The organism is Flavobacterium lotistagni (assembly GCF_011392125.1).
Lineage (GTDB): Bacteria > Bacteroidota > Bacteroidia > Flavobacteriales > Flavobacteriaceae > Flavobacterium > Flavobacterium lotistagni.
Genome location: NZ_JAAJBU010000004.1, coordinates 134,924 through 148,257, shown reverse-complemented (window position 1 = coordinate 148,257; position 13,334 = coordinate 134,924). Strand labels below are relative to the sequence as shown.

Below are 13,334 nucleotides of genomic sequence, written 5' to 3'. Positions count from 1 at the left end.
ATTCAACATTTAACATTCAAAATAATTAATGACAGCAACCACGATCTTACTGATATTACTTTCATTAGTACTGGCCGCCGGTTTGTCCTACTACCAATATTTTTACAAGGTCAAAGTCCGCACGAAAACGCACCGGATTTTGGCTTTGTTGCGTTTTATCACGGTTTTCGGGATTTTGCTGTTGCTGATTAATCCGGTATTGTCTAACAAAACTTATCAAGTGGTAAAAACACCGCTCCCGATTGTGGTCGATAATTCTTCGTCGATTACCGATTTGAAAGTAGCCGAAACTGTTCGGGAATTGCACCAGAGGCTCGCTTCCAACTCAGATTTGAAAGACAAGTTTGATGTGCAGACGTATCGTTTTGACAGCGAATTTGAATCGGCCACGGAATTCGATTTTAAAGGCAAACAGACCAATATTGAATCCGTAGCCAAAAGCCTCAAAAGCCTCTACAAGAATACTGCTTTTCCAACGGTTTTGATTACTGACGGAAACCAAACTTCGGGCAACGATTACATATTTAGTTTTAATCAGGAGAACAAGGTTTTTCCTTTGGTTGTGGGCGATACCACGACTTTTCTTGATCTGAAAGTCAGCCAACTCAACGTCAATAAATACGCCTTTCACAAGAACAAATTTCCGGTAGAAGTTTTCCTGAATTATGCCGGAACCAAAACTGTAAACGCCAATTTTAAAATTACCCAGGACAATTCGACCTTAACGACGCAAAGCATTAGTTTCTCGCCTTCAAAAAAATCAACGGTGGTGAATGTGCTGCTGCCGGCAAATCAGACCGGATTGCAGATTTTCAAAGCCAGCGTGACTTCTTCTGAAACGGAGAAAAATGCTTACAACAACACCAAGAATTTTGCGGTAGAAGTAATCGATCAGAAGACCAACGTGGCGATCATTACCGAAATCAATCATCCTGACATCGGCGCGCTAAAACGCTCAATCGAAAGTAATGCCCAACGAAAAGTAACCATTCTTAAACTCAACGAAGTCAAAGATTTGAGTGACCATAATGTAATTGTGCTTTATCAGCCTTCGAGCAACTTTGGTTCACTTTTTAAGAACATCGCCCAAGCCGGAACCAACACCTTTATCATCACTGGTGTTAGCACGGATTTTTCTCTTCTGAACCAACAGCAGCAAAATCTAGTTTTTAAAATGAGCGGACAACGTGAAGATTATCTGCCGGAGTTCAATCCGCAGTTTAATTTGTTTGCGCTCGACGATATTGGATTTGCTCAGTTTCCGCCTTTGCAACATGCTTTTGGAACTGTTGCCACCAATGGCAATGTCTCGGTGCTGCTATCCTCTAGAATCAGAAATATTGAAACCGGAATGCCTTTGCTTGCTTTTGCAGAAAATCAGGGCAAACGAAGCGCTTTTTTGTTGGGCGAGAATCTCTGGAAATGGCGCATGCAAAGCCACATCGATACTAAGAGTTATGAAAAATTCGATGTATTTATAGACAAAACTGTTCAGTATTTGGCCTCGAACAATTCTAGAAAGTCATTGGTGGTGAATCATGAAAGCTTCTACAATTCGGGCGAAGCGATTGAAATTACGGCACAGTTCTTCAACAAGAATTACGAACTGGACGACAAAGCCCGATTGATGATTTCGGTAATTAATAAAAATACAAAGAAAGTCAAGCAGTACGATTTGCTCAAAAGCACTAATTCGTTTAAGGTAAATCTTGACGGGCTTTCGGCCGGACAGTACACTTTCTCGGTGAAAGAACTCAACACGAACACGGTTTATAACGGTTATTTTGAAATACTGGATTTTGATATTGAGAAGCAATTTGTAAACCCTGACTTGAATAAACTCAAGCAACTTGCCACACAAACAAAAGGTCAGGTTTTTATGCCAAATCAAACCGACAACTTAATTAAGACCTTGTTGGCCGAAGACAATTATAAAGCCATTGAAAAAGCGATTGTGAAGAAAACGCCCTTAATTGATTGGGTTTGGCTTTTGATTTTGGTAGCGATTACTTTGGCCGCCGAATGGTTCCTGCGCAAGTACAACGGAATGCTCTAAACTTCTGTTTTTCTGGCGATAATAATGGCGTGTTCTTCTGTATTTTGTTCGCTCCTGGAGTACTTTACGTTTATTTTATGTAAAATTTTAAAATGTTGATTTTTAATTTTTTGAACAACATCTTCTAAATCGTAATAATAAAAATAAGTCTGATCGCCGCTGCTGCTTTTTTGATAACCTGATTCGTTCGGATTTCCTGGTACAAAGCTCACATAGAACAATCCGCCAGCCAGCAACAACTTATCGCAATCGGAAAGGCATTTGCTCCAAGCATCGGCCGACAAATAAGGAATGCAGAAACCACAAACAATGGCATCATACTTCTTTTCGAAACGATTGATTTCCCGAACATCCATCACTTGAAAATTAGCCTTTGGAACATTTTGCCTCGCCAATCGAATCATTTCCGGTGCCACATCAATAGCGTCGATAGAGCAATCTGCTCTTTTTGAAACCAAATATTTAGTGATATTGCCTGGGCCACAACCTAACTCCAAAATGGACGGATTTTCTTTAGTGAAAGCCTCGCACAACCGATCGAAGCTTTCGTTGTAAAGCGGCAAATTCATGAACTTGTCTTGATAAAGCTGAGCGACTTTGTTCCAAGTTTGAAAGGTTTCGCGGTACGGATCCATCGGTTTAAAATTTCTGATTGCTCGCCGAAGTTAAACAAAAAATAATACTACATTTGAGTACCAATTTTAAATCATTTGAAATGAAACGGCTGGTTTTACTTTTTGGGCTATTGGTTGCGCTCCAGACTTCCGCACAGCAATGGCAAACAGATTTAAGCAAAGGTTTGCGCGAGGCCGCAGCACAGAATAAAAAAGTGTTGTTGTTTTTCTCTGTTCCGGAGCATTGTGATTCGTGCCTCAGGTTGGAGAAGAAAGTATTCCAATCGCCAGAGTTCTTGGCTTATGCACAGGAAAATTATGTGTTGGTCAAGATTGACTTCGCTTCCCAAGCCGAAAATATCAGCCCCGAACAACAACAAAAGAATCTTTTAGTGGTAGAAAAATACAACAAAGACGGCTTCTTTCCGCATGTTGTTGTCTTAAATAAGGAAGCCAAAATCGCAGGCACCACCGGAACTTATCACAACGAAACCCCGGAGCAGTTCTTGTCGATCTTAAGGAGAAATACGCGCTCTTAAATCCCTATCAGGTTAGTAAACAATTAAAATAAATAATTATGAACGACGCACATTGGCATTTAGTAGTGAACCATTTTCCTATCATCGGTAGCATTTTCGGCCTTGGAATTTTGATAGCCGGTTTGGTTTTAAAGAATAAAACCAGTATTAACACGGCTTATATTATTTTTATTATTGCAGCTTTATTTGCTTTGGCCTCGATGGCAACCGGTGAAGGCGCTGAGGAATTAGTAGAAGATATGCCCAACATAGGCCATGAAATCGTTCACGAGCATGAAGAAATGGCTGAAAAACTCGCTTTGACACTCTACCTTTTAGGCGCAGTTTCAATAGCCGGATTGATTCTGAATATCAAACAACACAGCAAAGCCCGATTGGTTTCTTTTGTTGCTTTGATTTTGGGATTGGTTGCTATTTTCTTGGGTAAAGCTACCGGAACTACCGGCGGTGAAGTGCGTCACACAGAAATCAGGGCAGCAGCTACAATCGCCCAGCCCAGTTCCGAAGACGATCACGACTAAATTACTGCTGGTATCGGCGTTGCTTTAAAAGGGTAGAAGCGCCTTGATAGTAAATAATGGTCTCTTTGACCAATACCTGATTTAGTTTTTGCAGGGGTTGCTCTTCATATTGCAACTGAAAGTTCTTGGTAAGTTTAGCGTTTGGCACTGCACGCAACCGGTATTGATGCACTTCTTTTTTTGGCTCCAAAACCGTCAGTAAGTTGTTTTTGATGAACCCGAGGTCTTCGTAGGTAGCAATAAATGCTCTCGGTTGGTACTGCGGATCAAAAACATCTTGTCCGAAAAATTTAGTTGGATAACTGAAATGCAATAGGGAGAAAAGTGTTGGCATGACATCGATTTGTGAAATCATCTGGTCGCATTGTTTTGGTGCGATGTTTTTATTGTAAATCATTACTGGAATTCGGTAGTTGGCCAACGGCAATTCGGCTTTTCCGGCACTCGAAGCACAATGATCGGGCAATAACACAAAAACGGTATGCTCGAACCAAGGTTGTTTTTGAGCCATTTCAAAAAAACGGCTGAGTGCATAATCAGTGTATTTTACACCGCCGCGACGCGAAGTTGGGTCGTCAATTTGAATTTTTCCGTCGGGGAAAGTATATGGGCGATGGTTACTCACAGTCATCCAATGGTTGAAAAATGGCTTGCCGGTTTTGGCCTCGGCATTCATGATTTTTATCGCTTTTTTGGCCATGTCTTCATCGCAAACACCCCAAACGTTCGAAAAGCTGATTTCATCTGAACGAAACGATTTTTTATCTACTACTTCATATCCGTTTCCGGCGTAAAAATCCTGCATGTTATCGAAATAAGCATCTCCACCATACAGAAATTTAACTTGATAACCCTTTTTTTTGAGCACGTAACCGGTGCTAAACTTGTTCTTGTTGTCTTTGCGTTTGATGACACTTTCGCCAGCAGTTGGCGGCAAGCATAACGTTGCGGCTTCCAACCCGCGGACCGTTCGGTTTCCGGTCGCGTAGGCATTGGTAAAAAACAGACTTTTTTGTGCCAGACTATCTAAGAACGGTGTGATTTGCAGCTCATTTCCGTAGTGTGCCATAAACTCAGCGCTGAGGCTTTCTACAGTAATCAAAACAATATTTTTAGGTTGCTCCGGTGCCGAACTCTGGACTTGCCGTGAGTAAAGGTTTCGTTGCTGCATCGCTCTGCTCAACTCTAGCTCCGGTATCGATTTGTAAAATTTGAAATAATCGAGCTCATTGCTTTGGAAAGCGACGTAAAACTTATACAAACCATTGGTACGCAATTCCGACGCAAATACGTTGGTGCTTTTTTCTGAATTTGAGATGATAGGAAGCAGCAATAGTGAAACGCCTAGTAAAACAATAAAAACGGCGGCCATTTTCAGCTTTGAAACGATACTGTGCAAATGCTCAAGTTCTTTTTTGGTTAGGCGAACAATCAGATAAGTAACTAGCGCTGCGACAAGAAAAATAACGCTAAAAATCGGAACTATCGGATAGGATTCGACAATATTCCCGATGACTTCATTCGTGTAAATCAAGTAATCGACTGCGATGAAATTATAACGCACACCGAACTCGTTCCAGAAGAAAAATTCGCTAACCGCATTGAAGATAATCAGTACAACATACAGAAAAACAACCATGGTATACAGCCACAATCGGATGCTCGCTCGTTGTTTGGGCAAAAACAGCATTATGGCAAACAATCCGGCTTTTAATGCTAGGAAGTAACTGGTCAACTCTGGTAAATTTCCTCCATATTCGTCAACAATGCTAAGGCCGGAAGCTACGTACAACCACAAAATTATCATGAGCGCCAACCAAAAATAGCCTTGTGGCTTTTGGTATTTGTCATTGGAAATGAACAGTAAGTAAAGCCCGAGTATCGCCGCGACAATAATAAAAATGAATAAGTCGGAAAGCAGTCCGCGAAAAATAATATCAATTAACTCTAATAACGAAAAATGGCTTTGGGTAATCGGATGGTAAATCAGTACTATTCTTAGAACCAGATTAACGAAGACAAACAACGAGGCCAGTAGGTAAAACGGGGCTGCTTTTTTGGGGAACATGAAGACTTTTTCGCAAATTTACGGGCATCATCAGCGAAGCTACTTTAAGATTCGATTAATCTTGCCTTAAACTTTGCTTAATCAGTTTTAGCATATTCCGATTTTAAAGAATAGATTTGTGATTGTAAACCTGATTTGAATTGCCCTATGAAAATCCTGATTGTTGAAGATGAAACCGGAATCGCCAATTTCTTGCAACAAGGCCTTGAAGAAGAAGGCTACGAAGTGATTGCCACTGACGATGGAAGAAAAGGATTCGAAATCACCCAGCAACAAAAAGTAGATTTGATTTTACTGGATTGGATGCTGCCCAAAATGTCCGGCATCGAAATCTGTAAAGCCATTCGTCAGGTTGATACTACCACACCGATTATTTTTTTAACTGCAAAAGATACGGTTGAGGAAACTATCGAAGGACTTAAAGCCGGCGCAAATGACTACATTAAAAAACCATTCTCGTTTGAAGAATTGATTATGCGCATCAAAGTCCATTTGCGTGCAGAGCAACAAGACGATACCCTGACCTTGGGCGACATTTCAATCGTGCAGTCAAAGTACCAAGTGCTGATGCAACAACAGGAAGTGTTGCTTACCCAACGAGAATACGAGCTATTGGTTTACCTAATTAAACACAAAGAAAAAGTATGCACGCGGAACCAAATCATTTCAGAAGTTTGGAACATTCATTACGACTATGATTCTGGGGTAATCGATGTGTTTATCAACGCCATTCGCAAAAAACTCGGCATCAATAAAGAAGCGCTTATTAAAACCATTCGTGGCGTAGGTTATATTGCGAGCGAAAATACTTAAGGCATGTTTAAATTCTCTTTCAAAAACAGGCTGGCCTTTCATTTTCTGGTCAGTACGGCGCTGATTATAGCCATGTTTTTTGTATTGATTTACACTACCGTAAAATATACCATTTACAGCGATGTCAATAAAGATATTGAAGTCGAAATCAAGTTGGTGTTCTCAGAAACAAAGTTCTCCAACGATATCCGTTCCTGGATTGATAAAGAAGAATGGGAAGAACGCGAACACAATCTGATTGCCGTCGATCCGGTATTTATTCAAATATACAATCCGCAAGGCGTAGCCATTGAAAAATCGCCCAACTTGAAGAAGGATAATTTGCCCTTCAATCCGAATAAGACTGAGAAATTTTATTCTGATACGCACCTCAAAAACCAACCGATCCGCCAAGTTCAAGTGCCCATTTTTAGCAAAGGGAAAATTCTCGGTTTTTTGTTGATTGCCAAGTCGCTCAAACAGGAGAACCTTGTCATGGACAATCTCGCCATCATACTCTGGCTTTCCTACGGCATCATGTTGTTTTCGTTTTTCTTCATGGCAAGTTTTATCGCCGGAGAAAGTATCAAACCGATTGCTCAAATTACCGACACTGCCAGTATTATTACAACAGAAAATTTAAAATCCAGAATTCCTTTACCGCAACATCGTGACGAATTGTACGTGTTGTCGACAACCATCAACGAATTGTTAGACCGAATTGAAGCTGCGGTGGAAAGAGAAAAGCAGTTTACTTCTGATGCCTCGCACGAACTTAGAACACCGCTGGCTGTGCTCAAAGGAACACTAGAAGTTTTGGTACGCAAACCAAGAAATCAAGCCGAATATGAGGAAAAAATCAATTATTGCATCAAAGAAGTAGACCGTTTGAACCATTTGGCAGACGAACTTCTTTTGTTGGCGCGCTTTGAGAATCATAAATACAATACAAAAAAAGAACCCGTATTTCTCAACGCATTGGTGTTAGATATGTTGGCGCGGTTTTCCCAAAAAATAAAACTCAAAAAACTCAAAATCAACTACCAATTTGAGAAAGATTATTATGTGGTTTCGGATGCGTATTTAGTGTCAATTATCATCAGTAATTTACTATCGAATGCGCTCAAATATTCCAATGAAAATGGTGAAGTTATTCTGGCTTTTACCGAAAACTCGAAATACCTTACAGTGACTATTACAGACCATGGCATAGGGATTCATAAAGCAGATTTGAACAAAATCCGGCAACCTTTTTACCGCTCCAAAATGGTTGACAATCCAGAAATAAAAGGTGTTGGTTTGGGCTTATCCATCGTAGATCGTTTGTGTGGTTTACTACAGGTTGAGTTGGTTATCAAAAGTAAAGTTGGCATTGGAACTACTATTGATTTGAAATTTCCTAGACCAACTGAAGTTTGAATGTAAAAATAGGCAATCTAGAACAACTCAAGGGTTTATTTTTGCTGCATTTCTAATAAAATGGGGCGAATAATTTCAATATCAAAAAACTGCGCTAAATGCTGGTGTTTGCTTTTATTTCCGAAGGCAAAAAACTATATTTACCTTTTTTAAGAGATTATTTTTTTGCCGCACATGATTACCAATAAAGAAAAGACCACTCAGGCGCTAGAGGATGATTTACAAGAACCACAACTCAATATCCTGCTAACTACCGACGAAGATGACCAACGTCCGGTATACATTTCCGGTAATTTCAACAACTGGCATACCCAAGACACCCAGTTCGAAATGGAGAAAATTGGCAACGGACTTTACCATTATAAATTTCCGGCTGATTTTATTTATCCTGATGAACTACTGTATAAATTCACCAAAGGCGATTGGAGCGAAGTAGAGATTGACCGATTCGGCAACCGAACCGAAAACCGCTCGTGTCAACAACACCAAGGCATTCGCAAAGAACATGTAGAGAAATGGCGCAAGAATTGGCTGCCTTTCAAGCCGAACTTTTTGCCTCAAGTCAAACTGATTTCGGAAGAATTTGAAATTCCCCAACTCAACAAAACCCGTCGTGTATGGGCTTTGTTGCCGCATGATTACGATAGTTCTCAAGAACGTTATCCGGTAATGTATTTACAAGACGCGCAGAATTTGTTCAATGAAAACGCCAAATATGGCAATTGGGAAATAGACAAAAAACTGGCGGTAATGTCAGAATATAAAATTGGAAAAATCATCATCATAGCAGTCGAACACGCCGAACAAGACCGAATTAAAGAATATAACGTAGGCAAAACAGTGCTCGGAGTTGGTCAAGGCAAAAAGTACATTCGTTTTATTACCGACACGCTCAAACCTTTTGTAGATAAAACATTCCGCACTTTGCCCGATCGCGAACATACGGGAATTGGCGGTAGCAGTATGGGCGGATTGGTCAGTATTTTCTCGGGATTGATGTATCCGGAAGTATATGGAAAACTGATGATTTTCTCGCCATCATTGTGGGTGATTCCCAAAATGGATTTTACTAATCTCGACTACGATGAACCGAGCGACACCAAGATTTATCTCTATGCCGGCGGTGACGAAAGCGCCACAATGATTGACCACGTAAAGAAATTCAAAAAGAAAATGATTGAAAATGAATTCGTGTCGAGCAAAATGAAAATCAAGCTCAGCATCAATATGCAGGGCAAACACAATGAAATTTACTGGAGCGACGAATTTCCAAAAGCCATCGAGTGGTTATTTTTTAACACTAAAGACAATTAAATGAAAACAAGAAATATAAAGGATTTAGAAGGATTTTGCGGCGTGGTGCTGATTCCTGTTTTTGAAACGCATGAAAAAAACGTAGTCCCGATTGAATTCCATGGCGTGTCGGTTTCCTCGCGGGTTTTTTATGGCAAAAAAGATACTTATTACGTTGCTGAGAAATACGATTGTGTTCATCTGTTCATAGGCCTTGGCAAAAGCATCGATTATAAAAATCTAAAGACTTTGATGCGTCGGATTGCTTTCAAAGAAAAAGCACTTTTCGGGAAAGAAGTCGCGCTAATGATTCCTGAAGTATTTACTTTACAACAAGTTGAAGCCACAGTTTCAGGGCTTTGTTTGGGCACTTATCATCTCGGGCATTTTAAGAAAAAAGACATCCATCCGTTTGCCGAAAAAGGTTTTGAACTCGCTCTATTATCTAAAACCGATTTTTCAGAAGTTGCTTTACGGGCCATTAAAATAGCCAGAACGCAAATTGAAATTCTGTATTTGGTTGATTCACCGCCGAATGTTGTCAATCCGGCTTATCTGGCTAAATGGGCGCAAGACAGCGGCAACACTTATGGTTTTGATACCAAAGTGCTCGATGGTCCGGCATGTAAAATTGAAGGTTTAGATGCATTTTTGGCAGTCGGAAAAGGCAGTGATAAAACGCCGCAATTTATCATCATGAACTACGAGCCCAGTGGCGATCTTCCTAAGGTAAAACACATCGGATTGGTCGGAAAAGGAATTACCTTTGACACCGGCGGACTCAATATCAAAACGGCTGCTATGGTTCACATGAAATCAGATATGGCCGGCGGTGCTGCGGTTCTTGGCGCAATGCAACTCATTGCCGATTTGAAGCTTCCGATTCGAGTGACCGCGATTGTTCCTTGTTGTGAGAACGCTGTTGATAATACTTCGTTCATGCCGAGCGATGTCATCAAAAGTTATCACGGTGCCACGATTGAAATTATTGATACCGATGCAGAAGGTCGTTTGATTTTAGCCGACGGATTGTCTTATCTGATTAAAAATTATAAGCCCGAAATAATTGTCGATATCGCAACACTTACCGGAAGCAGTGTAGGTACTTTTGGCTACGAATGTGGCGCGTTGTTCACCAATAACACCACAATTGAACAGAAACTAAGACAGTCCGGCGATGAAATTGGCGAGCGTTTGTGGCCATTGCCTTTATGGGATGCTTATCAACCCGATATTGAAAGTGATATTGCCGACGTGAAAAATTACAGCGGTAAACCTGTTGCAGGCGCTATTTCTGCGGCCAAGTTCCTTGAGTATTTCACAGAAAAACACCAAGCTTGGGCACATCTCGATATTGCTGGTGTGGCATTCGGTGACGATGAATTCGCCAAGAGCAAACACGCCACTGCATACGGTGTTCACTTATTAACCCATTTTATTGAAAACATTTAGTTATGAACAAAACGCCTAAAACCTTCGTTTGTATTTCCAATTTTTTCAAAGGCGCTGATTTTTTGATCAACCTGAAGAAACTGGGCAATAAAGTTTATTTGGTTACTTCTGAGAAACTGCGCGACAAAGCCTGGCCGGTTGAATTCATCGACGATATTTTCTTCATGGAAGGCCAAGACACCGATTGGAACTTAGAGCATTTACTGCTTGGGGTGAGCAATTTCATGCGCAATAATCAAATTGACGCCATCGTGGCTTTGGATGATTTCGATGTAGAGAAAGCTACCTATCTGCGTGAGAATTTGCGTATTGATGGCATGGGTCAAACCACCGGACGCTATTTCCGCGATAAATTGGCGATGCGTATGCGGGCAAAAAGCTGCGGCATCTCGAACCCGAATTTCTGTTCGCTGTTCAACGATCACGACATTAATACTTTTGCCGACACCATTGCTGCACCTTGGGTGTTGAAACCTCGTTCGGAAGCGTCTGCCTCAGGCATTATCAAAGTGCACGACAAAGAAAGTCTGTGGATGCACATCAACGAAATGGGCAACAACCGCTTTAAATACTTGGTCGAGCAATTCCGCCCGGGCTCGGTGTATCATTGCGATAGCTTGATTAAAGATGGAAAAATTCTGTTCAGCATTACTTCTAAATATTTGGCCACACCGATGGAAATCTCACAAGGCGGCGGTATTTTCAGAAGCGCCAATATTCCTTACGATTCTGATGACGATAAGGCAATTAAAAAAGTGAATGAGCAAGTCATTAAAGGTTTTGGGCTCAAACACGGTGCGGCTCATACAGAATTCATCAAATGTGCCGACGACGGAAAAATCTATTTCTTAGAAACTTCTTCTAGGGTAGGCGGTGCTCATTTGGCTGAAATGGTGGCTTTTGCTTCCGGCGTGAATTTATGGGCAGAATGGGCTGCGATTGAAAACTCACTTGTGAAAGAAATCGAATATAAATTGCCGAAAATAAAGAAAGCCTACGCAGGAATTGTTCTGACCTTATCGAAATTCCAACATCCGGATTTATCTTCGTTTGCCGATCCGGAAGTTTGTTTCAAAGTACCGCTGGATTATCATGCGGGCCTGATTGTTCAGTCAGATAAGAACGAAAGGGTCTTGGAGTTATTAGACGATTACGCCGACCGATTGGTGAAAGATTTTGCAACTGTGGTTCCGCAGGCTGAAGTCAAAAATTTGCACTAAACGCCTACGAGTTTCCGGAAGCCCTAGCCCCGATAGGAGCAAGCTACCGTGTAGCGCGGATAGCGGGAAAAAGCTACTGAAAATTATTTTTCGAACAACCCTAAAGTACCACCAACCCAATCTTTGTCTTTGTTGAATTTCACGCCGATCATTTCCCCGCGGCTCAAGCGCACCAAATTGCACAATAGAGTAGGAGATGGGTCTTGTTTTTTCCAGACGCAAAGCACGCGGACTTCCACTTTCACTTTGCCGTCGGGCGATTGCACAATTGGAAGATAGTTGACTTTTTTCTGTAAAATGTAGAGTTCTTTTTCCTTGACGGCTTCGATATCGCCTTTGGTCACATGGAAAATCACGCCGCTTCCTGAAAATGAAAACAAAGGCTTTAATACGTAATTCTCGAGGTCTTTTGGGATTTCTTTCAAATCGCTGAGCAAAGTCGTTTCAATGAAATAAGGTCCTTTGAGCATTGGCAAAATGTACTTGCTAATTCGAAAGAACCAATTCGGATGTCCGGCCCATTCCACTTCCAACTCGTCTGAAAAACTGAAATTGAGCTTTAAATCTTTTCGAAGTTCTAACTCATCAAAAATGACGCGGTTATAAATTCGCTTGACTTGAATCAATTCCTGATTTTCATTTTTGTAAAAAAGCTTGTTGCCGTCTTTGATCAAATCGGTTACGCAGAGAATTGGAATGCCTATATCGCGCCGACAGTAATAGAAATCAATCTTGGTATTTTGCTTTTCAGGCTCAATTTCGAGCAAGATGACATTTTGCTTTGGAAGCCCGTTGCAAATTACTTCATCAAGAGTTTTAAAGTAATCCGCAGCGGTAATTCCGTCTATAAAAGGCGTCAACTCTTCTAGAAACGGATAGTATTTTTTAAATTTCTCATACAATACATACTGGTAATTGAACAACGACGGAAAGCCTTGCACTTCAATCAACTTTGGAATTACTTGCCCGTTTTCTTCACAAATTCCGAAATCGATGGCTAGGAAATTCGTGTGCTCGTCTTCGTTTGGAACTTTCGTATTGAGCTCAAGGGATTTTTCTGTAAGAGATTTAAAGTCGGGCCTTCTGATTAAATCAATCACATCCTGGCAACCTTCGAGTAATTGCTTTTTTAGTTCTTTGGAAATAAAAAACGGCGTTTCGGCCATTCGGAAAGTGGGCCTATAGTTGAAATCTTCGGCGATATCGTTTTGGAAATCTTCGTATTTCTGGGCAGAAAACTGCTTGTTGAAAAGCTGACGGTATTTCGAAATCATAAGCGAAAAAAGATAAGTAAAGTATCATCATGAATGACTTTTCAGATTGGAAATCTGTTGGCCATGATGAACAATTATAGAAATTG

At 40.9% G+C, this 13,334-nt stretch carries 11 protein-coding genes; 8 read left to right on the top strand and 3 right to left on the bottom strand.

Annotated features, from left to right (window positions below; all coding sequences use genetic code 11):
- Window positions 1–28 precede the first annotated feature (28 nt).
- Window positions 29–2,056 carry a hypothetical protein gene (locus G4D82_RS06680; RefSeq protein ID WP_166335856.1) on the top strand — a complete coding sequence of 676 codons (2,028 nt, stop codon included), beginning with the start codon at window positions 29–31 and terminating at the stop codon, window positions 2,054–2,056.
- Here G4D82_RS06680 and G4D82_RS06675 read toward each other — a convergent pair.
- The gene (locus tag G4D82_RS06675; protein WP_166335854.1) at window positions 2,053–2,691 is read right to left on the bottom strand and encodes a class I SAM-dependent methyltransferase; all 639 of its coding nucleotides are present in this window, start codon (window positions 2,689–2,691) and stop codon (window positions 2,053–2,055) included. The genes G4D82_RS06680 and G4D82_RS06675 overlap by 4 nt on opposite strands.
- An 80-nt stretch (window positions 2,692–2,771) precedes the next feature.
- Between G4D82_RS06675 and G4D82_RS06670 the strand changes: the two genes are divergently transcribed.
- Together G4D82_RS06670 and G4D82_RS06665 are read left to right on the top strand one after the other, a co-directional pair.
- Window positions 2,772–3,209 (top strand): thioredoxin family protein, encoded by a 438-nt coding sequence (locus G4D82_RS06670; RefSeq protein WP_166335852.1) that lies wholly within the window; start codon window positions 2,772–2,774, stop codon window positions 3,207–3,209.
- 38 nt (window positions 3,210–3,247) lie between these two features.
- Window positions 3,248–3,730 carry a hypothetical protein gene (locus G4D82_RS06665; RefSeq protein ID WP_166335850.1) on the top strand — a complete coding sequence of 161 codons (483 nt, stop codon included), beginning with the start codon at window positions 3,248–3,250 and terminating at the stop codon, window positions 3,728–3,730.
- 1 nt (window position 3,731) lies between these two features.
- On the opposite strand, the gene G4D82_RS06660 is transcribed toward G4D82_RS06665, so the two are convergent.
- Window positions 3,732–5,798: an LTA synthase family protein gene (locus tag G4D82_RS06660; RefSeq protein WP_166335848.1), complete on the bottom strand. Its 2,067-nt coding sequence runs from the start codon at window positions 5,796–5,798 to the stop codon at window positions 3,732–3,734.
- 147 nt (window positions 5,799–5,945) lie between these two features.
- On the opposite strand from G4D82_RS06660, the gene G4D82_RS06655 reads away from it, so the two are divergent.
- The 5 genes from G4D82_RS06655 (at window position 5,946) to G4D82_RS06635 (ending at window position 11,974) form a co-directional block, all read left to right on the top strand.
- On the top strand, window positions 5,946–6,611 hold the full coding sequence (locus tag G4D82_RS06655; RefSeq protein WP_166335846.1) for a response regulator transcription factor: 666 nt from the start codon (window positions 5,946–5,948) through the stop codon (window positions 6,609–6,611).
- 3 nt (window positions 6,612–6,614) lie between these two features.
- Complete coding sequence (locus tag G4D82_RS06650; protein WP_166335844.1) at window positions 6,615–8,009, top strand: sensor histidine kinase; 1,395 nt, start codon at window positions 6,615–6,617, stop codon at window positions 8,007–8,009.
- 174 nt (window positions 8,010–8,183) lie between these two features.
- Window positions 8,184–9,323, top strand: a complete 1,140-nt coding sequence (locus G4D82_RS06645) for an alpha/beta hydrolase (RefSeq protein ID WP_166335841.1) — start codon at window positions 8,184–8,186, stop codon at window positions 9,321–9,323.
- Window positions 9,324–10,754, top strand: a complete 1,431-nt coding sequence (locus tag G4D82_RS06640) for a leucyl aminopeptidase family protein (protein WP_166335839.1) — start codon at window positions 9,324–9,326, stop codon at window positions 10,752–10,754.
- A gap of 2 nt (window positions 10,755–10,756) precedes the next feature.
- Window positions 10,757–11,974, top strand: a complete 1,218-nt coding sequence (locus G4D82_RS06635; protein ID WP_166335837.1) for an ATP-grasp domain-containing protein — start codon at window positions 10,757–10,759, stop codon at window positions 11,972–11,974.
- An 83-nt stretch (window positions 11,975–12,057) separates the two neighbouring features.
- Here G4D82_RS06635 and G4D82_RS06630 read toward each other — a convergent pair whose 3' ends face one another.
- Window positions 12,058–13,248: a hypothetical protein gene (locus tag G4D82_RS06630; protein ID WP_166335835.1), complete on the bottom strand. Its 1,191-nt coding sequence runs from the start codon at window positions 13,246–13,248 to the stop codon at window positions 12,058–12,060.
- Between the last annotated feature and the right edge of the window lie 86 nt (window positions 13,249–13,334).

Excerpts from the sequence above, each read along its gene's own strand:
- G4D82_RS06675 (WP_166335854.1), bottom strand. The coding sequence starts at position 2,691 with ATGGATCCGTACCGCGAAACCTTTCAAACTTGGAACAAAGTCGCTCAG.
- G4D82_RS06645 (WP_166335841.1), top strand. The coding sequence starts at position 8,184 with ATGATTACCAATAAAGAAAAGACCACTCAGGCGCTAGAGGATGATTTA.
- G4D82_RS06665 (WP_166335850.1), top strand. The coding sequence starts at position 3,248 with ATGAACGACGCACATTGGCATTTAGTAGTGAACCATTTTCCTATCATC.
- G4D82_RS06630 (WP_166335835.1), bottom strand. The coding sequence starts at position 13,248 with ATGATTTCGAAATACCGTCAGCTTTTCAACAAGCAGTTTTCTGCCCAG.
- G4D82_RS06650 (WP_166335844.1), top strand. The coding sequence starts at position 6,615 with ATGTTTAAATTCTCTTTCAAAAACAGGCTGGCCTTTCATTTTCTGGTC.
- G4D82_RS06655 (WP_166335846.1), top strand. The coding sequence starts at position 5,946 with ATGAAAATCCTGATTGTTGAAGATGAAACCGGAATCGCCAATTTCTTG.
- G4D82_RS06680 (WP_166335856.1), top strand. The coding sequence starts at position 29 with ATGACAGCAACCACGATCTTACTGATATTACTTTCATTAGTACTGGCC.
- G4D82_RS06660 (WP_166335848.1), bottom strand. The coding sequence starts at position 5,798 with ATGTTCCCCAAAAAAGCAGCCCCGTTTTACCTACTGGCCTCGTTGTTT.
- G4D82_RS06640 (WP_166335839.1), top strand. The coding sequence starts at position 9,324 with ATGAAAACAAGAAATATAAAGGATTTAGAAGGATTTTGCGGCGTGGTG.
- G4D82_RS06635 (WP_166335837.1), top strand. The coding sequence starts at position 10,757 with ATGAACAAAACGCCTAAAACCTTCGTTTGTATTTCCAATTTTTTCAAA.
- G4D82_RS06670 (WP_166335852.1), top strand. The coding sequence starts at position 2,772 with ATGAAACGGCTGGTTTTACTTTTTGGGCTATTGGTTGCGCTCCAGACT.